Annotated in this window: 24 protein-coding genes; 6 read left to right on the top strand and 18 right to left on the bottom strand. The window is 74.0% G+C overall.

Translation table 11 applies throughout. The annotated features are described in order from the left end of the window. Positions 1 to 29 precede the first annotated feature (29 nt). Positions 30 to 116 (bottom strand): putative leader peptide, encoded by an 87-nt coding sequence (locus tag CHC11_RS43995; protein WP_360616493.1) that lies wholly within the window; start codon positions 114 to 116, stop codon positions 30 to 32. A 167-nt stretch (positions 117 to 283) separates the two neighbouring features. On the opposite strand from CHC11_RS43995, the gene CHC11_RS35535 reads away from it, so the two are divergent. Next, positions 284 to 1537: a sensor histidine kinase gene (locus tag CHC11_RS35535; protein WP_089316276.1), complete on the top strand. Its 1254-nt coding sequence runs from the start codon at positions 284 to 286 to the stop codon at positions 1535 to 1537. A 39-nt stretch (positions 1538 to 1576) separates the two neighbouring features. Then, entirely contained in the window at positions 1577 to 2251 is a 675-nt protein-coding gene (locus CHC11_RS35530) for a response regulator (RefSeq protein ID WP_089316275.1), read from the top strand. A 14-nt stretch (positions 2252 to 2265) separates the two neighbouring features. Here the strand turns inward: CHC11_RS35530 and CHC11_RS35525 are convergent, their stop codons facing one another. Then, positions 2266 to 3222 carry a quinone oxidoreductase family protein gene (locus tag CHC11_RS35525; RefSeq protein ID WP_089316274.1) on the bottom strand — a complete coding sequence of 319 codons (957 nt, stop codon included), beginning with the start codon at positions 3220 to 3222 and terminating at the stop codon, positions 2266 to 2268. 26 nt (positions 3223 to 3248) lie between these two features. Continuing rightward, a complete protein-coding gene (locus CHC11_RS35520; RefSeq protein ID WP_089316273.1) occupies positions 3249 to 3995 on the bottom strand; it encodes an SDR family oxidoreductase in 747 nt (248 codons plus the stop codon). Positions 3996 to 4040: 45 nt separating this feature from the next. Here CHC11_RS35520 and CHC11_RS35515 point away from each other — a divergent pair, with 45 nt between their 5' ends. Continuing rightward, complete coding sequence (locus CHC11_RS35515; RefSeq protein WP_089316272.1) at positions 4041 to 5264, top strand: acyl-CoA dehydrogenase family protein; 1224 nt, start codon at positions 4041 to 4043, stop codon at positions 5262 to 5264. After that, positions 5261 to 5926 carry a TetR/AcrR family transcriptional regulator gene (locus CHC11_RS35510; RefSeq protein WP_089316271.1) on the top strand — a complete coding sequence of 222 codons (666 nt, stop codon included), beginning with the start codon at positions 5261 to 5263 and terminating at the stop codon, positions 5924 to 5926. Before CHC11_RS35515 ends, CHC11_RS35510 begins: the two co-directional genes overlap by 4 nt. A 37-nt stretch (positions 5927 to 5963) precedes the next feature. Here the strand turns inward: CHC11_RS35510 and CHC11_RS35505 are convergent, their stop codons facing one another. Continuing rightward, positions 5964 to 6983, bottom strand: a complete 1020-nt coding sequence (locus tag CHC11_RS35505; protein WP_218826388.1) for an ROK family transcriptional regulator — start codon at positions 6981 to 6983, stop codon at positions 5964 to 5966. Positions 6984 to 7059: 76 nt separating this feature from the next. Here CHC11_RS35505 and CHC11_RS35500 point away from each other — a divergent pair, with 76 nt between their 5' ends. Beyond that, positions 7060 to 8247: an MFS transporter gene (locus CHC11_RS35500; RefSeq protein ID WP_089316269.1), complete on the top strand. Its 1188-nt coding sequence runs from the start codon at positions 7060 to 7062 to the stop codon at positions 8245 to 8247. 88 nt (positions 8248 to 8335) lie between these two features. On the opposite strand, the gene CHC11_RS35495 is transcribed toward CHC11_RS35500, so the two are convergent. From CHC11_RS35495 to CHC11_RS35460, 8 genes are all read right to left on the bottom strand, one after another. Beyond that, entirely contained in the window at positions 8336 to 8539 is a 204-nt protein-coding gene (locus CHC11_RS35495; RefSeq protein WP_067639228.1) for a cold-shock protein, read from the bottom strand. A 193-nt stretch (positions 8540 to 8732) separates the two neighbouring features. Next, entirely contained in the window at positions 8733 to 9983 is a 1251-nt protein-coding gene (gene kynU, locus CHC11_RS35490) for a kynureninase (RefSeq protein WP_089316268.1), read from the bottom strand. Next, entirely contained in the window at positions 9980 to 11026 is a 1047-nt protein-coding gene (locus CHC11_RS35485) for an amidohydrolase family protein (RefSeq protein WP_245920183.1), read from the bottom strand. The genes kynU and CHC11_RS35485 overlap by 4 nt, the downstream gene beginning before the upstream one ends. Next, entirely contained in the window at positions 11019 to 11591 is a 573-nt protein-coding gene (locus CHC11_RS35480) for a 3-hydroxyanthranilate 3,4-dioxygenase (protein WP_089316266.1), read from the bottom strand. The genes CHC11_RS35485 and CHC11_RS35480 overlap by 8 nt, the downstream gene beginning before the upstream one ends. Beyond that, positions 11588 to 12031 carry a RidA family protein gene (locus tag CHC11_RS35475; RefSeq protein ID WP_089316265.1) on the bottom strand — a complete coding sequence of 148 codons (444 nt, stop codon included), beginning with the start codon at positions 12029 to 12031 and terminating at the stop codon, positions 11588 to 11590. The genes CHC11_RS35480 and CHC11_RS35475 overlap by 4 nt, the downstream gene beginning before the upstream one ends. Continuing rightward, positions 12031 to 12774, bottom strand: coding sequence for a 2-keto-4-pentenoate hydratase (locus CHC11_RS35470; RefSeq protein WP_089316264.1), 744 nt, complete (start codon positions 12772 to 12774; stop codon positions 12031 to 12033). The genes CHC11_RS35475 and CHC11_RS35470 overlap by 1 nt, the downstream gene beginning before the upstream one ends. After that, a complete protein-coding gene (locus CHC11_RS35465) occupies positions 12774 to 13559 on the bottom strand; it encodes a 2-keto-4-pentenoate hydratase (RefSeq protein ID WP_281258417.1) in 786 nt (261 codons plus the stop codon). The genes CHC11_RS35470 and CHC11_RS35465 overlap by 1 nt, the downstream gene beginning before the upstream one ends. A gap of 11 nt (positions 13560 to 13570) precedes the next feature. After that, the gene (locus CHC11_RS35460; protein WP_089316263.1) at positions 13571 to 15007 is read right to left on the bottom strand and encodes a 2-hydroxymuconic semialdehyde dehydrogenase; all 1437 of its coding nucleotides are present in this window, start codon (positions 15005 to 15007) and stop codon (positions 13571 to 13573) included. Positions 15008 to 15214: 207 nt separating this feature from the next. On the opposite strand from CHC11_RS35460, the gene CHC11_RS35455 reads away from it, so the two are divergent. Next, positions 15215 to 16144, top strand: a complete 930-nt coding sequence (locus CHC11_RS35455; RefSeq protein ID WP_089316262.1) for a LysR substrate-binding domain-containing protein — start codon at positions 15215 to 15217, stop codon at positions 16142 to 16144. On the opposite strand, the gene CHC11_RS35450 is transcribed toward CHC11_RS35455, so the two are convergent. From CHC11_RS35450 to CHC11_RS35425, 6 genes are all read right to left on the bottom strand, one after another. Next, on the bottom strand, positions 16145 to 17014 hold the full coding sequence (locus CHC11_RS35450) for an alpha/beta hydrolase (RefSeq protein ID WP_245920181.1): 870 nt from the start codon (positions 17012 to 17014) through the stop codon (positions 16145 to 16147). Between the two features lie 132 nt (positions 17015 to 17146). Further along, entirely contained in the window at positions 17147 to 17899 is a 753-nt protein-coding gene (locus CHC11_RS35445) for an amino acid ABC transporter ATP-binding protein (RefSeq protein ID WP_089316342.1), read from the bottom strand. 38 nt (positions 17900 to 17937) lie between these two features. Beyond that, entirely contained in the window at positions 17938 to 18870 is a 933-nt protein-coding gene (locus tag CHC11_RS35440; RefSeq protein ID WP_089316341.1) for an amino acid ABC transporter permease, read from the bottom strand. 13 nt (positions 18871 to 18883) lie between these two features. After that, on the bottom strand, positions 18884 to 19825 hold the full coding sequence (locus CHC11_RS35435) for an ABC transporter substrate-binding protein (protein ID WP_089316261.1): 942 nt from the start codon (positions 19823 to 19825) through the stop codon (positions 18884 to 18886). Then, the gene (locus CHC11_RS35430; RefSeq protein ID WP_089316260.1) at positions 19822 to 20631 is read right to left on the bottom strand and encodes a nitrilase-related carbon-nitrogen hydrolase; all 810 of its coding nucleotides are present in this window, start codon (positions 20629 to 20631) and stop codon (positions 19822 to 19824) included. The genes CHC11_RS35435 and CHC11_RS35430 overlap by 4 nt, the downstream gene beginning before the upstream one ends. Beyond that, positions 20628 to 21566, bottom strand: coding sequence for a periplasmic binding family protein (locus CHC11_RS35425; RefSeq protein WP_089316259.1), 939 nt, complete (start codon positions 21564 to 21566; stop codon positions 20628 to 20630). Before CHC11_RS35425 ends, CHC11_RS35430 begins: the two co-directional genes overlap by 4 nt. Positions 21567 to 21578: the final 12 nt, after the last annotated feature.

Raw genomic sequence — 21578 nt, 5'->3', positions numbered from 1 at the left:
TAGCGGTGTGCTGCCATTCCTCGTCGCGCTCAGCGGGACGGGCGGCGACACAGCGCGCTGGCCTGGCGGCGAAGGTCGACGTGCAGGCGCTCGTAGCGAAGTCCGGAGATCGGCACGGGAACCAGCGTGGCGCAGCTTCCCTATAAAGTCAATCGGAAATGCCGTTTACTGCCCCTCCGCGCCCGGGGAGGGCGCTGCCAGGGCTGATACCCAGGGGCTGGATCGGATCTCCCTCCCCGGGGTCAGGCCGCCGGGGCGCCGGGCGTTCTAGGCTCGCAGCCAAATGAACGATCCAGACCGCCCCGCGCCCCCGGGCCGCACCCGGCTGGCCGCCGGCGTCCGCGCCGCCCTCGTGCCGGGCCGTGACGAGCCGGCCGTCACCCTGCTGCCCGCCCACCCCGCGCTGCGCATCCCCATCCTGTTCGTCCTGACGATGCTGGCCCTCGGCTTCACCGCCGGGGCCATCGCCATCTCCATCACGCAGTACCGGGTCAACGCCCAACTGGCCTGGCCTCTCGGCGCGCTGCAGGCGATGCCGCTGCTGTTCGCGGCCCGCTGGCCGCTGGCCGCCTGGCGGGTCGCGGCGGCAGGCCTGCTGCTGACCGTCTTCGTGCGGCACGGCGAGGGCTTCATGCCGTGGCCGGTGACGGCGATCCTCGCCCTGGTCGTCGTCCTGTTCTTCGTCGGCGTCGGCGCCGCCCGGCAGACCACCGTCGGCGTCGGCGCGGTGACCATCGTCGGCGTGCTGGTGCCGGCCGTGCTGTTCGGCATGCCCGGCTGGTTCGGGATGATCCTCGCCGCGATCGCGGCGATCACGCTCACCTTCGGCGACGCGGTCGGCGGGCGGCACTCGGCCATGGAGGAGCTGGGCCGGCGCGAGGAGCAGCACCGGCGCGACCTCGCCCGGCAGGCGGTGCTGGAGGAGCGGGCCCGCATCGCCCGCGAGCTGCACGATGTCGTCGCCCACCACATGTCGGTGATCGCGATGCAGGCGGAGGCCGCCCCCTACAAGATCCCCGAGCTCCCGGACGCGGCGCGGCAGACGTTCGAGGTCGTCCGGGACGCGGCCCGCGAGGCCCTCACCGAGACGCGCCGGGTCGTCGGGCTGCTGCGCGCCGACGACGAGGGCGCCGAGCGCGCCCCGCAACCCGGTCTGGAACGGCTGGACGACCTGGTCGGCGCGGCTCGCCGCTCGGGGCTGGCGGTGGCGAGCGCCGTCGTCGGGATGCCGCGCCCCCTGCACGCCGGGGTCGACCTGTCGGCGTACCGGATCGTGCAGGAGTCGCTGAGCAACGCCGCCCGGTACGCGCCGGGCTCTCGGGTGCACGTCGAGGTGCGGTACGGCGCCGAGACGCTGACGGTGTCGGTCACCGACGACGGCGCCCGCAGCACCCCCGAGGAGTCGCACGGCGGCGGCCACGGCCTGGTCGGCATGCGCGAGCGCGTCGCGATGCTCGACGGCAGCCTCGACGCCGGTCCGCGCGAGGGCGCCGGCTGGCTGGTCGTCGCCGAACTGCCCTACGGCGATCCGGACTAGTTCGGGGCGAGCCGATCACCTGGCCCGTAGGCTTGTGCCGTGACAATTCGGGTGCTGATCGCCGATGACCAGGCGATGATCCGCGACGGGCTCGCGGCGCTGCTGTCCTCCGATCCGGGGATCGAGGTGATCGGGCAGGCGGGAAACGGCCGCGAGGCCGTGGAGATGGCCCGCCGGCTCGACCCGGACGTGGTCGTGATGGACATCCGGATGCCGGAGATGGACGGCCTGGCCGCCACCGCCGAGCTGGCCGGAGACCCCGATCCGAACGGCGACCCGACCGACGCGCGGCCCAAGGTGCTCATGCTCACGACCTTCGACCTGGACGAGTACGTCTACGAGGCGCTCGGCGCGGGGGCCAGCGGCTTCCTGCTCAAGGACGCCTCGGCGGCCGACCTCGTGAACGGCGTGCGGGTCGTGGCGGCGGGCGACGCGCTGCTCGCCCCGTCCATCACCCGCCGGCTGATCGGCGACTTCGCGCGCCGGCGCCGGCACCAGCGGCCGAGCCCGAAGGCGACCGCGGGCCTGACGCCGCGCGAGCTGGACGTGCTGCGGCTCATGGCGCGCGGCCTGTCCAACGCCGAGATCGCCGCCGAGCTGGTGCTGGCCGAGCAGACGGTCAAGACGCACGTCGGGCACGTGCTGACCAAGCTCGGGCTGCGCGACCGCACCCAGGCCGTCGTCTACGCCTACGAGAACGGGCTCGTCGGCTAGCGGCCGGCCGCGGCTCAGCGCGAGGGATCGAGGACGAGCTTGCCGGTGGTCCGGCGGGCGCGCAGGTCCTCGTGGGCCCGCCCCGCCTCGGTGAGCCCGTACTCGCCGCCCGCGACGACGCGGATCCCGCCGTTCGCGGCGAGGGCGAAGAGCTCGTCCAGCGCCTGGCGCATCACGTTGCCGGGGAGCTGGAAGACGTGCGCCAGCCACATGCCGGAGATCGCGGTGGAGTGCGACATCAGGGTGGCGGGCCGGACGGGCGAGGGCTCCGTGCGCGACGCCATGCCGTAGAAGGCGAGGCGGCCGAACGGGGCCAGGGCGCGCAGGCTCTGGTCCGTCACCGTGCCACCGGTCATCTCCAGCACGGTGTCGACGCGCCTGCCCTCGTTGGCGTCGATCAGCGCCCGGGTGAGGTCGGGCACGCCCGCGTCGATCGCGACGTCGGCCCCGAGGTCGAGGGCGAGCCGGCGCTTGTGCTCCGACGAGGCGGTGGCGATGACCCGGCCGGCGCCCCAGGCCTTGGCGAGCTGCACGGCGATCGTCCCCACCCCGCCCGCGGCGGCGTGCACGACGACGGACTCGCCGGGCTCCAGGTGGACGCTGCGGCGCAGCAGCACCCACGCCGACGCCCCCTGGACGATCATGCCGAGGGCGGTGACGTCGTCGATCACGTCCGGGACGTCCCAGGCCAGCGCCTCGGGCGCGACGGCCTTCTCCGCGTAGCCGCCGGTGCCGACGAGCGCGACGACGCGGCGTCCGTCCGGCGTGGTGCCCACGACCTCGCCGCCCGGCACCATCGGCAGAGTCGACTCCGAGAGGTAGCTGTTCTCGGCCTGGTGGGTGTCGGCGTAGTTGACGCCGGCCCGCGAGACGTCGATGAGCAGGTGCCCCGGCCCGGCGGCCGGCTCGGGAAGCTCGGCGACGGTCAGGACCTCGGGCCCGCCGAACTCGGTGATCTGTATCGCGCGCATGACTCTCCTCAGAAGCTCTCGGATGCTCAGCGGGGCCCGGGGACGCCGCGGAAGCGGAACGGCTCGGACGGGCGGCCCGGCACCACGTACCAGGCCTCGCCGGCGCCGTCGGCGTCCAGGATCCGCATGAACGCCTCGACGACGTCCCCCACCTCCAGGATCGGGAAACCGGTCTCCTGGAGGTGCCCCTTCATCGGGGTCAGGATGTCGGTGTCGGCGAAGGACGGGCACAGCGCGTTCACGCGGACGCCCTCCTCGGCGAGCGTGGGGCCGAGGGCGCGGACGAGCCCGACCACGGCCGCCTTGTTGGCGCCGTAGACCGGGTCGAACGGCGTCGCGGTGAGCGCGGCCATGCTCGCGGTGGCGACGATGTCGCCGCCGCCCCGGGCGCGCAGCGCGGGCAGCGCGGCGTGCGCGCCGAACACGACGCCGTCGAGGTTGATCCCCATGGCCCGCCGGTACGCGGCGAGGTCGAAGTCGTCGCCGACGCCGCCGCCCCCCGCCACCCCGGCGTTGAGGAACGCCACGTCCAGGCCGCCGAAGCGGTCGACGGCGGCCGCGACGGCGGCCGCGCTGTCGGCGGGGTCGCGCACGTCGCAGCGGACGAACGCGCCGTCCAGCTCCTTCGCGAGCGCGTCCCCTGCCGCCACGTCGACGTCGGCGAGCACGACGCGCGCGCCCTCGCGGGCCAGGCGGCGCGCCACCGCGGCCCCGATGCCGTTGCCTCCGCCCGTGATCAGCGCGACCTTGCCGGTGCCGTCGAAGGGTGCCATGGGGACTCCTCCCGAAGTAACTGACTCGTCAGTTACTCTAGCGGAATGGACTTCGGTTTGAGCGAGCGGGCCCGGGACCACCTCGGCCGCCTCCAGGACTTCATGGACGCCCACGTCTACCCGGCCGAGCCGGTCTACGCGGCCCAGCGGGCCGAGCTGCGCGCGGCGGGCCGCGAGCACCACGTCCCCCAGGTCGTCGAGGAACTCAAGGTGGAGGCCCGCGAACGCGGCCTCTGGAACCTGTTCCTTCCCGACTGCGAGGATCCCGCACACGGCCTCTCGGTCACCGACTACGCGTCCCTCGCCGAGGTGACGGGCCGCTCCCCCGGCCTGGCGCCCGAGGCCACCAACTGCGCGGCGCCCGACACCGGCAACATGGAGGTCCTGCACCTGTTCGGGACGCCCGAGCAGAAGGAGCGCTGGCTCACGCCGCTGCTGAACGGCGAGATCCGCAGCGCGTTCGCCATGACCGAGCCCGACGTGGCGAGCTCGGACGCCACCAACATCGCCACCCGCATCGAGCGGGACGGCGACCACTACGTCGTCAACGGCCGCAAGTGGTGGATCAGCGGCTCCGCCGACCCGCGCTGCAAGATCATGATCGTGATGGGCAAGACGGACCCCGAGGGACACCCGTACCGGCAGCAGTCGATGGTGCTCGTGCCGCTCGACGCCCCGGGGGTGGAGGTCGTCCGGCCGCTGCCCGTGTTCGGCTACCAGGACCAGCACGGCCACTGCGAGATCACCTTCACCGACGTCCGCGTCCCGGTGGAGAACCTGGTCGGCGAGGAGGGCGGCGGCTTCGCCATCGCGCAGGCCCGCCTCGGTCCCGGCCGCATCCACCACTGCATGCGCGCGATCGGGATGGCCGAGCGGGCGCTGGAGCTGATGTGCGAGCGCGCGGTGTCGCGCGTCGCCTTCGGCGGGCCGCTGGCCAGGCAGGGCGTGGTGCGCCAGCAGATCGCCGAGTCGCGGATGGCGATCGAGCAGGCCCGGCTGCTCACCCTCAAGACCGCCTGGCTGATCGACAAGCAGGGCGTGCAGGCCGCCCGGTCCGAGGTCGCGGCGATCAAGGTGATCGCGCCGCGCGTCGCGCTGGACGTGGTCGACCGGGCGATCCAGGTGCACGGCGGCGCCGGCGTCAGCGACGACACCCCGCTCGCCGCGATGTGGGCCGGGCTGCGCACGCTGCGCCTCGCGGACGGCCCGGACGAGGTCCACGTGCGGAGCGTGGCCCGCGCCGAGCTCGGCAGGTACCTCGGCACATGACCGGCGGCACGGGGGAGGCGGCGCCGGGCGCGCGGCGGCGCATGCCGCACGCCCGGCGCCGCGAGCAACTGCTCCAGGCGGCGCTGGGGGAGTTCGGCCGGCGCGGGTACCACCTGACCCAGATGGAGCACGTGGCGTCGGGGGCGCAGGTGTCCAAGGCGCTGCTGTACCAGCACTTCACCTCCAAGGAGGAGCTGTTCGCCGAGGTCACCGAGGCGATCGTGGCCGAGATCACCGGCAGGCTGAACCGGGCCGTGCTCGCCGCGCACGGCTCGGCGGACGGCATCCGGGCGATGATCCGGGTGCTGTTCGACTACGCCACCGAGGAGCCGGACGCCTGGGCCCTCGTGGTCCGGCATCTCGACAAGCCCGAGGTGGGCCTGGAGCTGCGGGAGCTGCGCGACCGGCTCGGCACCGCGTTCGCCGACCTGCTGCTGCGCCGCCGCCGCGCCGACCCGGCACTGTCGCCGGCGGCGCTCGCGGTGAACGAGCAGCGGGCGCGGCTGCTCGTCCCGCTGATGTACGGGTCGATGCTGTCGATGGTGTCGTGGTGGCTGGAGCATCCCGACACGCCGCGCGAGCGGGCCGAGCAGATGGCCGTGGAGTTCATCTGGCTCGGCCTGGACCGGCTCCGGGCGGGCGAGCGCCTGCCGAAGGCGTGAGGAGCCCGCGGCCGGGCGGCTCCCCGCCGGGGAGCCGCTAGCCGAAGACGTCGTCGCGGACCAGGTCGAGGGCGGTCAGCACCGCGCCGCGCAGCACGGCGTCGCCCTCGACGCGGCCGGGCCGGACCTCGGTGGCGGCCGGGCTGAGGAGGCCGAGGTGCGCGGCGACCAGGCCCGCGAGCCGGTCGCCGCCCGCGCGGCCGAGCGACCCGCCGAGCACGACGAGCCCGGGGTCCAGGACGGCGACGAGCACGAACACCGCCTCGGCGATGCGCCCGGCGACCGCCTCGTCGCCGAGGCCCGCGACGGCCGCCCCGTCGAGCAGGGCGCAGAAGTCCGTGCCGCCGACCTTCAGCAGGCCCACCTCGCCCGCGCCGCCGGACGCGCCGCGCCGCAGCCGGCCGTCCAGGACGAGCGCCCCGCCGACGCCGTCGTCCAGCCAGAGCAGCGCGAAGTCGTCGCGGCCCGCCGCCGCGCCCTCCCGGTGCTCGGCGATGGCACCGAGGTTGACCTCGTTCTCCACCCGCACCGGCGCGCCCAGCCGGTCGCGCAGGGCCGTGCCGAGGTCGGGCCGGCCGCCGGGGACGCCGCTGTCGGTCGCGCGCCCGGTGCGCGGGTCGATCAGCCCGGGGGTACCGAGCACCACCGTGTGCAGGGCGCGGCCGCCCGCCGCCTCGGTCACCGCATCGGCGACGAGGGCGCAGAGGTCGGGGGACGGGGGCAGCGGCCGGGACGCCGACCCCGCCGGGTTCCCCGCGATGTCGGCGACGCTGACGTGCACGGCGTCGCGGCGCAGGTCGACCCCGGCCACGTGGGCGCGGTCCGCGACCAGCCCGTAGAGGCGGGCGTTCGGCCCCCGCCGGTCGGCGCCGGTCTCCCCCGCCGCCTCGATCAGCCCGCCGGCCCGCAGCCGCTCGATCAGGTCGGACACCGTCGGCCGTGACAGCCCGGTCAGCGTCCGCAGCTGCGGCGCGGTCAGCGGCCCGCGCTCCAGCAGCAGGTCGAGGGCCAGCCGGTCGTTGATCGCTCGGGCCATCGTCGGGTCGGCGGTCTTCACGCCCCCCATGGTAGTAGGCAGGGAACCTGCCTGAAACGCTTTTCATCAGGAAGGCTGCCTGTTAGTTTTTGGGACCATGAACTCCCCCCACCGCGCCCTCGCGGTCGTGTTCGCTCTGCACGGCGCCGTCGCCGGCACCCTCGCCACCCGCATCCCCTGGATCCAGGACCGGCTCGACCTGTCCCCCACCGTGCTCGGCGCGGCGCTGCTCTGCCCGTCCATCGGCGCGTTCGTCGGCATGCCGACCGCGAGCCGCATCGCGCACCGGATCGGCGAGCGCCGGGCCACCCGCCTGCTGATCGCGGCCTGGTGCGCCGCCGGGGCGCTGCCCGCGCTCGCCCCGGCGCCCGCCTTCCTGTTCGCGGCGATGCTGCTGTTCGGGGCCACCGCCGGCATGTCCGACGTGGTGATCAACGCGCACGCGGTCTCGGTGGAGCGGCATCTGGGCCGGCCGGTGATGTCCGGCCTGCACGGCCTGTGGTGCGTGGGCAGCCTCGTCGCGGGCGGCGCCGGCATTCTGGCCGCGCACGCGGGGATCGACGCCCGGCTGCACCTCGGTCTGGTCGCGGCCGTGCTGCTGGCGGCGGGCGTGCCGGCGGGCCGCGGGCTGCTGCACGTCCGCCCGTCCCCGGGGGGCCCGGCGCCGCGCCGCTTCGCGCTGCCGACCCGGGCCGTCCTGGCCATCGGCGTCGTCGGCTTCTGCGCCACGTTCGCCGAGGGCGCCAGCGCCGACTGGACGGCCGTCTACCTGACCGAGGTGGCGGACGCGGGCCCCGGCCTGGCCGCCGCCGCCTACACGGTCTTCATGTCGTGCATGGCGGGGACCCGGCTGCTCGGCGACCGGCTGGTGCGGCGGCTCGGCCCGGCCCGGGTGGTCCGGTGCGGGGGCGTGGTGGCGGTCCTCGGCGGCGCGCTGGTCGTGGCGTCCCGCGCACCCTGGCCGGCCATCGCCGGGTTCGCTCTGCTCGGCGCCGGCGTGGCGACGGTCGTGCCGCTGGTGTTCGCGGCGGCGGGCGCCGCCGGCACCACCCCGGGCGAGGGCGTGGCGGGCGTGGCGACGATCACCTACCTCTCCGGGCTGACCGCGCCCGCCGTCATCGGCTGGACGGCCGGGGCGCTGTCCTACCCGGCCGCGTTCGCGCTCATCACGTGCGTGGTGGCGGTGATGACCGTGACGGCCGGGGCACTGGACACGCGCGGCGGCGGCGCGGCCCCGCGACCCGCGGCCGAGCCCGCGGGCCGTGCCGAGGAGGCGGTCACCTAGAGCGGACCCGCAGGGCGCCGTCCAGGGGGCATGCGAAAGGCCGGGAACGCGGAGGCGTTCCCGGCCTCAGGCCAGATCCGGCGGGACCTTAGAGCGGGTAGACGCCCTCGGCCTGGGGGCCCTTCTGGCCCTGGGTGATCTCGAACCCGACGCGCTGGTTCTCGTCGAGGCTGCGGTAGCCGTTGGTGGTGATCGCCGAGTAGTGGACGAACACGTCGGGGCCGCCGCCGTCGGGCGCGATGAACCCGAAGCCCTTCTCAGCGTTGAACCACTTCACGGTGCCTTCGGCCATGGTCTTTCCCTTCCGGGTCAAACGTCTCCGGCCCGCCGGTCGGCGGGCTGGGCTGCAAGCGGACTCACTCACGCCCGCCGGTCACCCGGAGAAAACGCTTCGAGACTGCTTGGCGCCGGCCGGCCGGGCCTGGCGCCATCGTGCAACGCAGACGAACTTACCCGATGCCGGGCGGGCCCATGCACCGACACACCTAAAGAAGATCTGCCAGGGCGGCGGCGGCACGGTGGCAGTCGTGGAACGTGCAGTACAGCGGGACGGGAGCGAGCCGGACGACATCGGGCTCACGCGCGTCGGCGATGACGCCGCGCGCCTCGGCCAGCCGCCGGACGAGCCCGCCCGCGTCCGCCACCCGCACCGACAGCTGGCTGCCGCGCGCCGCCGGGTCGGCCGGCGTGACGACCTCGGCGCCGGTCTCGGCGAGCCGGTCCGCCAGGTAGCCGGTGAGGCGCTCGCTCTTGGCGCGCAGCGCGTCCATCCCCACCCGGTCGAAGATCTCCAGGGAGGCCAGCACCGGGGCGAGCGCCATGATCGGCGGGTTGGACAGCTGCCAGGCGTCGGCGGAGGCGGGCGGCGCGATGTCCGGGTCCATCCGGAACCGGACGGCGGGGTCGGTGCCCCACCACCCCGCCAGCTTCGGCACGGAGGCGTCCCGGACGTGCCGCTCGTGGACGAAGCACCCCGCGACGGCGCCAGGACCGCCGTTGAGGTACTTGTAGGTGCACCAGGCGGCGAAGTCCACGTCCCAGTCGTGCAGGCGCAGGGGGACGTTTCCGGCGGCGTGGGCGAGGTCCCACCCGACGACGGCGCCGGCGGCCCGGCCCGCCTTGGTGATCGCCGCCATGTCCATGAGCTGGCCGGTCAGGTAGTTGACCCCGCCGAGCAGGACGAGCGCGACCGTGCCGCCCTCGCGGTCGAGGAACGCGAGGACGTCCTCGGTGTGCAGGGTGTGCTCGCCGTCGCGCGGCCTGAGCCGCACGACCGTCCCGGCCGGGTCGAGCCCGTGGTGGACGGCCTGGCTGGCAACCGCGTAGGAGTCGGACGGGAACGCCGCGTCCTCGATGACGATGCGGGTGCGCGTCCCGGCGGGGCGGTAGAAGCTCGCCATCATCAGGTGCAGGTTGACCGTCAGCGAGTTCATCGCGACGACCTCGTGCGGTAGCGCGCCCACGAGGCGGGCGGCGGGTCCGCGGAGCAGCTCGTGGTAGTCCACCCAGGGGCGGCCGCCCCGCGTGTGCGCCTCGACGGCGAGCCGCGCCCAGTCGTCCAGCTCCTCGCGGAGCCGCCCGGCCACGCTCTTCGGCTGGAGCCCGAGGGAGTTGCCCGCGAAGTAGGCGGCCTCCGCGCAGGGCCCGCCGGGCGCGGGCGGGATGAGGAACTCCCCGCGCAGCGTGGGCAGCGGATCGGTCTCGTCGAGGCGCCTCGCCTCGTCCTCCTGGTTCACTGCGTCATTCCTTCGGTGGTCACCAGTTCATGGGCGGGCGCGAAGAACGCCTCCGCGTTGCCGCCGAGCAGCAGGGCGCGCTCGGCGTCGTCCAGGCCGGGGCACGCCCGGATCGTCGCGCCCGGATCCTTCTCGCCGAGCGGGAACGGGTAGTCGGTGCCGAGCATGACCCGGTCGGTGCCCATCACGTCCACGAGCAGCCTGAGCGCGCGCGGGTCGAACACGGCCGAGTCGACGTGGAACCGGCCGACGTACTCCGACGGGGGGCGCGGCGAGTCGGCGCGCACGATGTCGCGGCGGTGCCAGGCGTTGTCGGCCCGCCCGAGCAGGAAGGCGAAGCTGCCGCCGCCGTGGCAGAAGCACAGCCGGAGGGACTCCGGGAGCCGTTCGAACGCGCCCGACAGCATCAGCCCGAGGATGCTCAGCTGCGTCTCGGCGGGCATGCCCGACAGCCACGGCAGCATGTGGCCGCGCATCCGGTCGGCGCCGAGCATGTCCCACGGGTGCGCCAGGACCGGCAGGCCGAGTTCCGCGCAGCGGGCGAGGAACGCCGTGATGCCCTCGTCGTCGAGGTTGCGTTCGCCGACGTGGTTGCCGATGTGGACCCCGCGGTGCCCCGCGGCCGCCGCCCGCCCGGCGACCTCGCAGGCGAGCCCGGGATCCTGGAGCGGGACCTGGCAGAGCGGCAGGAGCCGGTCGGGGGCGTCCGCGCAGAACGCCAGGATGCGGTCGTTGACGAAGTCGCACCAGTCGGCGGCGCGGGACGGCTCGGCCGCGTACCCGAACATCAGCGGCGTCGACGAGACGGCCTGCCGGTCGACGCCGGCGGCGTCCATGTCGGCCACGCGGCGCGCGGCGTCCCAGAGCGCCTCCCCGACGGGGCGGTACTCCGCGTCGCCGCACATCATCATGCCGGCGCCGCCGCCGTCGACGCGCAGCCACGGCTGGTCCTCGTCGGCGAGGATCCGCCCCTCGTCGGGACCGATCACCGGGAAGACGTGCGTGTGGACGTCGAAGACCGTCACCGGGGCCCCGTCAGACACGGGGCGCCGTCGTCGGGGCCATGGACCGCGGCCACTGCCGGCCCGGGTGCACCGCGCCGCAGTTCGGGCACTTCCGGTCGCCGCCGTAGAAGCCCTCGAAGGCGGGCGGCAGGTCGTCCACGATCGAGCGGACCTGGAGCTCGGCGCGGTGGACGAGGTGGTGGCACTCGGTGCAGTACCACTCGAACGCCTCCGTGCGGCCCTCGGGGCGCGGGATCTCCACGACGAGGCCGATCGACCCGGGCTCGGGCCGCTGCGGCGAGTGCCGGACGTGCGGCGGCAGCAGGAAGACGTCGCCCTCGTTGATCTGCAGGTCGGTAGGCGGGCGGCCCTCCTCCTGCATGACGCGCAGCACCATGTTGCCCTTGAGCTGGTAGAAGAACTCCTCGGTCGGGTCGTCGTGGAAGTCGGTGCGCTGGTTGGGGCCGCCGACCACCATGACGATCAGACCGGCGTCGTCGAAGACCTGCACGTTGCCGACCGGGGGCTTCAGCAGGTCCCGGTGCTCCTCGATCCAGGCGTCGAAGTTGAACGGCCGTCCGAACGACAGCTGGGGCAGGGTCATGCTCCGCCCTCCTTTCCGGTCCGCGTCGCCCGGGGGATGTGCGCGACGCACGAGATCTCGATGAGCAGGTGCGGGTGCGGGAGCTGGTGGACGGCGACGGTCGTGCGGGCGGGCCCGGTCTCGTCGAAGTACTCCCCGTAGACCTCGTTGTAGCCGCCGAAGTCGTTCATGCTCACCAGATAGGTGGTGACGCTGACGACGTCGGACAGCCCGCCGCCGGCCGCCTCCAGCAGGTCGCGGATGTTCTCGACGACGGCGCGGGTCTGCTCCCGGATGTCGAGGTCGGTGACGCCCATCGCGTCGGCGCTCGCCCCGGCGAACGTCCCGTCCGGGCGGCGCGAGCTCGTCCCGGACACGAACACCAGGTCGCCGGCCCGCCGCAGGTGCGGGAACCGGCCGCGCGGCCGGGCCTTTCCCTCGACGAGGATCGCGTCGTCCATCAGGTCGTCACCTCCACGGCGCCGAGGCCCGCGCCGACGACCCGGACGTGGGCGTCCTTCGGCAGCGGGACCGCGGCCGTCGCGGCGCCGGCGAGGACGATCCAGCCCGGCTCCAGCGTCATCCCGGCGCCGAGCGCGAGCCGGGCCGCCGCCCGCAGCGACCGCGCCGGGTCCCCGAGGATCGCGGCGGACGAGCCCGTCTGCACCGGGCGCCCGTCGATCTCCAGCAGCAGCCCGGCGTTCGACAGGTCGCGGGGCGCGTGCCAGGCGCCGACGCCGAACCGGGCCGCCGAGGCGTTGTCGGCGATGACGTCCGGGAGCGTGAACGCGAAGTCCTCGTAGCGGGAGTCGAGCACCTCGAACCCGACGGCGACGCCGGCCACGGCGGACTCGACCTCGGCGGCGGAGCGGACCTCCCGCCCGATCAGGTAGGCGATCTCGGGCTCGATCCGCGGGTGGACGAGGCGGGACACGTCCACGGTCGACCCGGCCGCCATACCGTCGGTCAGCAGGCCCCAGATGACGTCGTCCACGCCCATCTGGACCATCTTGGCCCGGCTGGTGAATCCCATCTTCACCCCGGCGAGCCGCTCGCCCCTGCGGCGTCGCCGCTCGATCCCGGCGCGCTGCACCTCGTACGCCGTCGCGACGTCCAGCGGCGTCCGCGCGGTCAGCTTGGGGATCGCCCGGACGTCCCGGGCGGCCTCGTCGAGCGCCGCCGCGAGCGCGTGCACGTCCGCCATCAGGACTCCTCCCTGCCGAACGCGACGCGGACGTCGCCGAGTCCGTCGATGCGCGCCTCGAACACCTCGCCCGGGCCGGCCGGGACCACCGGGCCGAGCGCGCCGGTCAGGACGGTGTCGCCGGCGCGCAGCGGGCGGCCGACGCGGACGAGGGTGTCGGCGAGCCAGAGCGCGGCGTTCAGCGGGTGCCCGAGGCAGGCGGCGCCGTTGCCGGTCGAGACCTGCTCGCCGCGCCGCTCCATCACCATCCCGCACAGGCGCAGGTCGACGTCGGCGAGCGGGACGGGGCGGTTGCCCAGCGCGTACATGCCGGCGGAGGCGTTGTCGGCGACCGTGTCGGCGAGCGTGATGTCCCAGTCGCGGACGCGGCTGCCGACCACCTCGATGGCGGGCAGCGCGAACGCCGTCGCGCGGATCACGTCGGCGGCGGTGTGCCGCTCGTGGGTCAGGTCGCGCTCCAGCACGAGGGCGATCTCCGCCTCGGCGCGCGGCTGCAGCACGGCGCCGGCGGGGATCTCCTCCCCGTCCGGGACGGCCATGTCGGCGAACAGCATCCCGAAGTCGGGGCTGTCCACCCCGATCTGCGCCTGGACGGCGCGCGACGTCAGGCCGATCTTGCGGCCGGCGAGGCGGCGCCCCTCCCCCAGCCAGCGGTCGGTCAGCCGGTCCTGGACGGCGTAGGCGTCGTCCGCCGTGGTGATCAGGTCGCGGACGGGCGCGCACGGCGTGCCGCCGGCGTAGGCGCCGAGGAGCCGCTCGGCGGCGGCCTCGATGTTCGTGGTCACTGGGCTCGCTCTCAGATCTGGACGCAGACGTTGACGGGTTCGGAGAAGAAGTCCAGGGAGTACTCTCCCCCCTCCCTGCCGATCCCGGACGCCTTGACGCCGCCGAACGGGGTGCGCAGGTCGCGCAGGTTCCAGCAGTTCACCCAGACGATCCCGGTCTCGACGCGCGGCGCGACCCGGTGCGCCCGCGACAGGTCCCGCGTCCACACCGTGGCGGCGAGCCCGTAGGGGCTGTCGTTGGCGAGCGCGAGGGCCTCGTCCTCGGTGTCGAACGGCGCGACATGGCAGACCGGCCCGAAGATCTCCTCCCGCACGGTACGGGCGGTCTCGGGGAGCCCGGTGAGGACGGTCGGCTCGACGTGGAAGCCGCCGTCCCGCGCGTCCCCGAACCGCGGGGCGCCGCCGCCGGCGACGACCGTGGCGCCCTCCTGCCGGGCGAGGCGGAAGTACGACAGGACCTTGTCGCGGTGCCCGGCCGAGATCATCGGCCCGTAGCCGTCCAGCGCGCGGGCCCGCTCGCCGAGCCTCGCGACGAACTCCTCGAAGACGGGGCGCTCCACGTAGACGCGCTCGGTGCACAGGCAGATCTGCCCGGAGTGGGTGAAGGAGGAGCGGACCGTCCCGTCCACGGCGTCGTCCAGGTCGGCGTCGGCGAAGACGAGCGCGGGGTTCTTGCCGCCCAGCTCGAAGGAGACGGGGGTGACGTGGTCGGCGGCGTTGCGCATGATCGCGGCGCCGGTGGCCGACTCGCCGGTGAACGCGATCGCGTCCACCCCGGGGTGCCCGGTGAGGAACTCCCCGGCCGCGCCGGGGCCGTGCCCGTGCACCAGGTTGAACACCCCGCCGGGGAGGCCCGCGTCGTCGATCACCCGGGCGAGCAGCGTCGCGGTGGAGGGCGTCTCCTCCGACGGCTTGGCCACCACGGTGTTCCCGCACGCGAGCGCGGGCGCGATCTTCCAGGTCGACAGCAGCAGCGGGAGGTTCCACGGCGAGACGACCGCCACCACCCCGAGCGGCCGGCGCACCGTGTAGTTGAGCGCCTCACCCGTCCCGGAGCTCCACCCCGGGACCCGCGTGGTGTAGGCGCGTTCCGGGCGCCCGTACAGCAGGTCGGCGTAGGCGCGGAAGTTGCCGACGGCGCGCGGCACGTCGACGGTCTCGGCGAACGCGCGGGGCCTGCCGGTGTCGGCGACCTCGGCGTCCACGAACTCCTCGGACCGCGCCTGGATGCCGTCGGCGACGCGCCGCAGCGCCGTGGCCCGCTCCTCGGCGCTCATCGCGCCCCAGGGACCCTTCAACGCGGAACGGGCCGCGGCCACGGCGTCGTCGACGACCTCCCGCGTGGCCTCGGGGACGGCGCCCAGCTCGGTGCCGTCCACAGGCGCGACGAGGGGGAAGGCCGGGCCGTCCGAACGGAACACCCCGCCGACGTAGTGCTCAGCCTTCATCCGTCCCCTCCCGCGTGGCTCGACACCCCCGATAGTCGCCCGCGAAGCTATGCCTGGCAAATACCGAATCCCTCGGCGGCTATGACGGAACGGCTATGCCGCACACCCCGCCCCGCGAGCACGAACCGGAGCGGGCGATCCGGCCGCCATACCCGGACGGTGACCCCGGGTCCACCGGATATGACCGAACTGTGATACCAAGTCGGCATGCGCGCGATCGACCTGCTCAACGGACGGCTCAAGCTGCGGCACCTGGTGCTCGTCGTCGCCGTCGCCGACCACGGCAGCGTCCTGCGGGCCGCCGAGCACCTGCACCTCGCGCAGCCCGCGGTGACGCGCAGCCTGCGCGAGGTGGAGGGCGTCCTCGGCGTCGAGCTGTTCACCCGCGGCCCGCGCGGCATGACCCCGACCATGTTCGGCGACGCGTTCGTCGAGCACGCCCGCGCCGTCCTGGCCGAACTCCGCCGCGCCGGAGAGCGCATCAGCGGCCTGGCCGACGGCGAGGTCGGCACGGTCACGATCGGCACCCTGCTCGCCGGCTCCAGCGTCCTGCTCCCCCGCGCGATCGCGGCGCTGAAGCGGGACCGCCCCGGGGTCACCGTGATCGTCCAGGAGGCCACCTTCGACGCGCAGGTCCCCCGCCTGCTGGACGGCGAGATCGACCTGATCCTCGGCCGCCTCAACCCGATCGAGGACCTGCGCGGCCTGCGGCAGATCACCCTGTACGGCGAACCCGTCCGCCTCGTCGCCCGCCGCGACCATCCCGCGCGCTCCGTGCCGGACCTCGGCCTGGCCGACCTGCTCGCCTACCCCTGGGTGCTGCCCCTGGAGCAGACGGCGCTGCGGTCGGAGCTGGAGCAGGTCTTCCGCGCCGACGGCCTGGACCCGCCCGGCAACCTGGTCGAGTGCACGTCGGTACTGACCGTCCGCACCCTCGTCCGCGACACCGACATGATCGCCGCCCTTCCCGAACTGGTCGCGCGGACCGACGCCGACATCGCGCCGCTCCCGGTGCCGCTGGAGACCGTCCGCCGCCAGGTGGGCGTCACGCTCCCCGCGCACCGCGCCCCGACCCCGTCCGCCCGGCTGATGCTGGACCACCTCCGCCGCGCGGCCGCCGAGATCACCGCCGGCTGATCACACCGCGCGGACCAGGTCGAGGAGCGCACGGCCGGGCGGGGAGTCCGGATCCGCCAGGTCCAGGACCACGTCGAAGTGGTCGCGGCCCGGCACGATCATCAGGTCCCCGGCGTCCCAGCGCGGATGGAACATCCGGGACTGCGCCAGGAAGCCGTCCCCGTCGTCCTGCCCGGCGACGAGGACGGCCGGGCAGCGGTACCGCGCCGGCAGCAGCGCCGGGCTGAGCGCCGCGGCCCGCGCCAGGTCCAGCCGCACGGCCGCGTTGACGTAGACGCGGGTGATCGGGCGGATGTCGAACAGCCCGCTGAACGGCATCGCGGCCTTGACGACGTCGGCGGGCAGCCCGAGCGGCTCCTGCCAGCCGCCGACCATCGTCATCCCGGTCAGGTGCCCGCCCGCCGAACTGCCCCCCACCACGATCCGCTCGGGGTCGAGACCGTGCTCGCGCCCGTGCCGGTACACCCAGGCCACGGCCGCCCGCACCTGCCGGACGATCTCCTCCAGCGTCGCCTGCGGCGCCAGCGTGTAGTCGGGCACCACGGTCGCGACGCCCTGCTCGTGCAGCATCCCGGCCATGAACGACGAGACGTCCCGCGACAGCGCCATCCAGTAGCCGCCGTGCAGGAAGACGAACACCGGCCGCAGCCCCTCGCCGGTGCCCCAGACGTCGAGCCGCTCACCGCTCGCCTCGTCGTAGACGATCCCCGGGCGCCCCGGCAGCCCCTCGACGGCCGCCTCCGACATGGCCCGGTACCGGGCCATGTGCCGGTCGAACAGCTCGGGCCCGGCCTTCCTGCGCACGTTGTAGGCGACGTCCAACTCCTCGTCGCTCAGCTCGCTGCCCGGCCAGTCGTCCAGATCGTCCACGAACGCACCTCGCCTCCGGGGCAAGCCTCGCGCCCGCCCGGGACCCGATCAAATACCCGTCCCGGCATCCCGGTATGACGCCTTCGCCATACCCGGCCGGCGGCCCCCGCGGCGCCGGCCGGGGGCGGGCCGTCAGAGCACCTTGCTGAGGAAGGCCTTCGTGCGCTCGTTCCTCGGGCGGTCCAGGACCTCGGAGGGACTGCCGGACTCCACGATCACACCGTCGTCCATGAAGACGACCCGGTCGGCGACCTCGCGCGCGAAGCCGATCTCGTGCGTGACGACGATCATGGTGAGGCCCTCCTCGGCGAGGGTCTTCATGGTGTCCAGCACGTCCCCGACCAGCTCGGGGTCCAGCGCGGAGGTCGGCTCGTCGAACAGCATCAGCTTCGGCCGCATCGCCAGCGCGCGGGCGATCGCGACGCGCTGCTGCTGCCCGCCGGACAGGTGGCGGGGGTAGCCGCCCGCCTTGTCGGCGAGGCCGACCTTGGCCAGCAGCTCGCCGGCCCGCGCCCGGGCCTCGGCGCGGGACTCGCCGCGCACACCGGTCGGCGCCTCGATCACGTTCTGCAGGACGGTGAGGTGCGGGAACAGGTTGAACTGCTGGAACACCATGCCGATCTCACGGCGCTGCCGCGTGATCTCGCGCCTGCGCAGGTGCCGCACCTTCCCGCCGGACGCGCTGAAGCCGATCAGCTCTCCGTCCACGTGGACGGAGCCGCCGTCGATGGCCTCCAGGTGGTTCACGCACCGCAGGAACGTCGACTTGCCCGACCCGGACGGCCCGAGCACCACGACGACCTCGCCGGGGCCCACGTCCAGGTCGACGCCCTTCAGCACCTCCAGATGGCCGAACCGCTTGCGGACGCCGCGCGCCCGCACCATCGGGACGGCGGCCGTCGGCGCGTCCTTCTCCAGCGTGGTCACGGCGACACCTCCGGGACGGGACGGCGGCGCCGCATCAGGACGAAGTCCCAGAAGCCCTGCCGGGCGTTGCGGGTGGCACCGCGCGAGTAGTGGTGCTCGATGAACGACTGCCCGACGTACAGGACCGAGGTGATCACCAGGTACCAGAGGCAGGCGACGAGCAGCAGCGGGATGGTCTGGAACGTCCGGTTGTAGATGGACTGGACGGTGTAGAGGAGGTCTGCGAGAGCGATCACGCTCACCAGCGAGGTGGCCTTCAGCATGTTGATGACCTGGCTGCCGGTCGGCGGGACGATGAACCGCATCGCCTGCGGCAGCACGATCCGCCGGAAGGTGCGGGCGCCGCCCATGCCGAGCGCCTGCGCGGCCTCGGTCTGGCCGGGGTCCACGGCGAGCAGCCCGCCGCGGATGATCTCCGCCATGTAGGCGGCCTCGTTCAGGCCGAGCCCGAGGATGGCGGCGATCAGCGGGGTGATGAGCTGGTTGGTGTCGCCGTGCAGGAACTCCGTCCCGAACGGGACGCCGACCGACAGCCGCGGCAGCAGCGCCGACAGGTTGTACCAGAGCACGAGCTGCACCAGCACGGGCACGCCGCGGAAGAACCACACGTACAGGCCGCAGGCCGTGCGCAGCAGCGGGTTGTCCGACAGCCGCCCCACCGCGAGCATGACGCCGCCCGCGATGCCGACCGCCATCGCGATGACGGTCAGCTCGAGCGTGATGGCGATCCCGTCTCCGATGATGGAGGCGTTCATGTAGCGGCCGACGACGTCCCAGCGGAAGTTGTCGTTGGTCCACAGCAGATGCGCGAACTGGGCGGCCAGCACGAGCACGACGACCGAGGCGACCCACCGCAGCGGGTGCCGCACGCGCGCCGCGCCCGCCACGTCGACGTCGCCGAGTGTGCCGCGCGGATGCTCCTTGGTCATGGTCACCGCCGCCTCACCCCTTCCTGGGCGCCAGGTTCACACCCGGCTTGTCGAGCATGTTGGCGGTCAGGCCCCACTTGGTCATGACCTTCTTGTACGTGCCGTTCTCGATCAGCTTCCGGAACCCGTCGAGCAGGACGCCCCGCAGCGGCGAGTCCTTGGCGACGACCGAGCCCTGGTAGAGGTCGTCGAACCCGTTGGACTTGCCCGTCCCGGCGAGCTCCAGGTCGTCGCCCGACTGCTTCACGAAGTAGTCGAGCGGCGCCTGCGAGGAGAAGAAGCCGTCGGCCCGGTGGGAACGGACCGCGAGGATCGCGGTCGGCTGGTCCTTGTAGGACTGCACCTGCACGGCGGGCTTGCCCTGCTGGACGCACGCGGCCGACTGGGTCTTGACGACGTCCTCGGCGGAGCCGCCCGCCATCACCGAGATCTTCGTCCCGCAGGTGTCGGCGATGGAGCCGATGTGCTTGGGGTTGCCCTTGGGGACGGCGAAGACGACGAACTCGCGGACCCAGTCGACGAAGTCGTTGGCGGCCTCGCGCTCGGGGAAGTCGCCGACCGGTCCCATCGCGAAGTCGTACCGGTCGGCCTTGATGCCGGTGAGCAGGCTGGGCAGCCCGTCCACGGTGACGTGCTCGATCTTGACCCCGAGCAGCTGGCTGAGCGCGGTGGACAGGTCGGCGGAGGCGCCGCTCAATGACCGCCCGTCCGAGCCCGCGATCTCGTAGGGCGGGAACGAGCCGTTGTTGGCCGAGATCAGCTTGCCGGACGCCTTGTTCCTGGCGGGCAGCCGGTCGTGCAGCCCGTGGTCGAGCGTCTGGCGGAGGTCGGCGGCGCCGACGCCCTGCGAGGACTCGCCGTTGAGGATCCCCTCGGCCTCGGGCGGGTTCGCCCCGCACGCGGCGGTCCCCGCGAGCAGGGCCGCCGCCGACAGGGCGGCGATGGCGCGTCTCATGCGGTCTCCTTCCGAGGGCGGATGGACGGGTCGACGCGGAACCGGCGGTCGGCGAGCACGGGCAGCGCGCGGCGGGCCTCGGCCAGCTCCTCCCGGTCGGCGATGGCCCACAGGAGGCCGGGCCTGCCGCCCAGCCGGTCGCGGACGGTGCCGAGCGGGTCGACGACCATGCTCGATCCGATGTTGCGGCGGCCGCACTCCCCCGACGCCGCGACGTAGCAGGTGTTCTCCAGCGCGCGGGCGGTCACCATGACCTCCCAGTGCCGCTCCTTCGCGGGACCGCGCACCCAGGCGGCCGGCACCGCGATCACGTCGGCGCCCGCGTCGACCAGCAGCCTGGCCATTTCCGGAAATCTTACGTCGTAGCAGGTCATGAGGCCGACCCGCCAGCCGTCGCAGCCGACGACCACGGGCTCGCCGTCACCGGGTGCCACCCGGTCCGACTCCCGGGCACCGAACGCGTCGTAGAGGTGGACCTTGCGGTAGGCGGCGACGAGCTCGCCGTCGCGGACGGCGACGAGGGTGTTGTGGACCTTGCCGTCCGCGGCCGGTTCGTGGACGCCCGCGACGACCGTCGTGCGCGAACCCTTGCTGTGGGCGCGCAGGCCGGTGACGAAGGGGCCGTCCAGCGGTTGCGCCGCGCCGGCGATCCGGGCGGGCTCGTCGATGAACAGCGCGAGGGAGTCCTCGGGCAGCACCAGCAGGCCGGCGCCGCCCCCGACGGCCTCGTCGATCAGCGTCATGCAGGTCTTGAGGTTGGTCTGCCAGTCCTCGGTGGAGGCGAACTGGCCCACGGCGATCTTCATCCGAAGAGCTCCTCGGCCTTGATCGGGCGGGGCGCGATGCCCTGCTCGTACAGCTCCGCGCAGAACGCGGCGGTCATGGCGGCGTTGGCCCCGGACCCGTAGGGCATCCAGTCGGGTCCGAAGATCCTTGCCTGCCCCTCCAGCTCGTCCAGCAGCCAGGGCGTGGTGTCGGCGAGCAGCCGGCGGCGCTCCAGCCAGAGGCGCTTGGACGCCTCGAAGGCGTCCTGGACGGCCACGGGGAGCCAGGGGTGGGCGTCCACGACCTCGCGCTTGAGGGCGAGGAGGTGGATGCCGGGGACGAACCCGGTCCGGGCGTAGTAGGCGGTCTCGGCCGCGCGGTAGTCGCCGTAGAGGTGGCGGAAGCGGCCGCGGGCGGTGAACATCTCCGGCGGCATGAACGGCGTGAAGACCGCGTCGAGGCTCCCGTCGGCGAGCCCTTCGACAAGGGGCGTGCCCGTGACCCGCACGTTGCCGGGCAGCGGGCGGGCGCCGACGCGGTCCTTGCCGGTCTCACCGGCCGCGAGGGACCCGACGCGCCACTGGATGCCGGACAGGTCGACGCCCTCGGCCCGCAGCAGCGCCCGCGTCCAGGTGTTGCCGGAGTCGGGCCAGCCGGTGAGCCCGATCGTGGCGCCCGCGAGGTCCCGCGGGGAGGAGAGGCCGCTGCTCCAGCGGACGAGCACGCAGCGGTGCCGGAAGCCGCGCATCAGGAACACCGGCAGGCCCACGAGCCGGTCGTCGCCGCCCGCCCGCGCGAGGGCGTAGCGGCTGAAGGACGTCTCGCCGCCGTCCAGGTCCGGCTCGGCGAGGACGTCGGGGGTGGTGTCCCGGGTCTCGACCTCCAGGGCCGCCCCGCGGGCGCCGGCCCGGCCGGTCAGCAGGGGGACGAGATGGTCCCAGTCCCGCACCGCCAGACGAATCCGTGGAATCGGCACAACACTCCATTT

The sequence above is a fragment of the Actinomadura mexicana genome (assembly GCF_900188105.1).
In the GTDB taxonomy this organism is placed as follows: domain Bacteria; phylum Actinomycetota; class Actinomycetes; order Streptosporangiales; family Streptosporangiaceae; genus Spirillospora; species Spirillospora mexicana.
This window is presented reverse-complemented; position numbering and strand designations above follow the sequence as displayed.

Bases quoted from the DNA above. Each gene is read 5' to 3' on its own strand.
- CHC11_RS35510 (WP_089316271.1), top strand. From the start codon at position 5,261: ATGACCGGCGGCACGGGGGAGGCGGCGCCGGGCGCGCGGCGGCGCATG.
- CHC11_RS35445 (WP_089316342.1), bottom strand. From the start codon at position 17,899: ATGGTGCGGGCGCGCGGCGTCCGCAAGCGGTTCGGCCATCTGGAGGTG.
- CHC11_RS35455 (WP_089316262.1), top strand. From the start codon at position 15,215: ATGCGCGCGATCGACCTGCTCAACGGACGGCTCAAGCTGCGGCACCTG.
- CHC11_RS35535 (WP_089316276.1), top strand. From the start codon at position 284: ATGAACGATCCAGACCGCCCCGCGCCCCCGGGCCGCACCCGGCTGGCC.
- CHC11_RS35515 (WP_089316272.1), top strand. From the start codon at position 4,041: ATGGACTTCGGTTTGAGCGAGCGGGCCCGGGACCACCTCGGCCGCCTC.
- CHC11_RS35440 (WP_089316341.1), bottom strand. From the start codon at position 18,870: ATGACCAAGGAGCATCCGCGCGGCACACTCGGCGACGTCGACGTGGCG.
- CHC11_RS35470 (WP_089316264.1), bottom strand. From the start codon at position 12,774: ATGGCGGACGTGCACGCGCTCGCGGCGGCGCTCGACGAGGCCGCCCGG.
- CHC11_RS35480 (WP_089316266.1), bottom strand. From the start codon at position 11,591: ATGACCCTGCCCCAGCTGTCGTTCGGACGGCCGTTCAACTTCGACGCC.
- CHC11_RS35430 (WP_089316260.1), bottom strand. From the start codon at position 20,631: ATGAAGATCGCCGTGGGCCAGTTCGCCTCCACCGAGGACTGGCAGACC.
- CHC11_RS35500 (WP_089316269.1), top strand. From the start codon at position 7,060: ATGAACTCCCCCCACCGCGCCCTCGCGGTCGTGTTCGCTCTGCACGGC.
- CHC11_RS35525 (WP_089316274.1), bottom strand. From the start codon at position 3,222: ATGCGCGCGATACAGATCACCGAGTTCGGCGGGCCCGAGGTCCTGACC.
- CHC11_RS35435 (WP_089316261.1), bottom strand. From the start codon at position 19,825: ATGAGACGCGCCATCGCCGCCCTGTCGGCGGCGGCCCTGCTCGCGGGG.
- CHC11_RS35475 (WP_089316265.1), bottom strand. From the start codon at position 12,031: ATGGACGACGCGATCCTCGTCGAGGGAAAGGCCCGGCCGCGCGGCCGG.
- CHC11_RS35495 (WP_067639228.1), bottom strand. From the start codon at position 8,539: ATGGCCGAAGGCACCGTGAAGTGGTTCAACGCTGAGAAGGGCTTCGGG.
- CHC11_RS35460 (WP_089316263.1), bottom strand. From the start codon at position 15,007: ATGAAGGCTGAGCACTACGTCGGCGGGGTGTTCCGTTCGGACGGCCCG.
- CHC11_RS35520 (WP_089316273.1), bottom strand. From the start codon at position 3,995: ATGGCACCCTTCGACGGCACCGGCAAGGTCGCGCTGATCACGGGCGGA.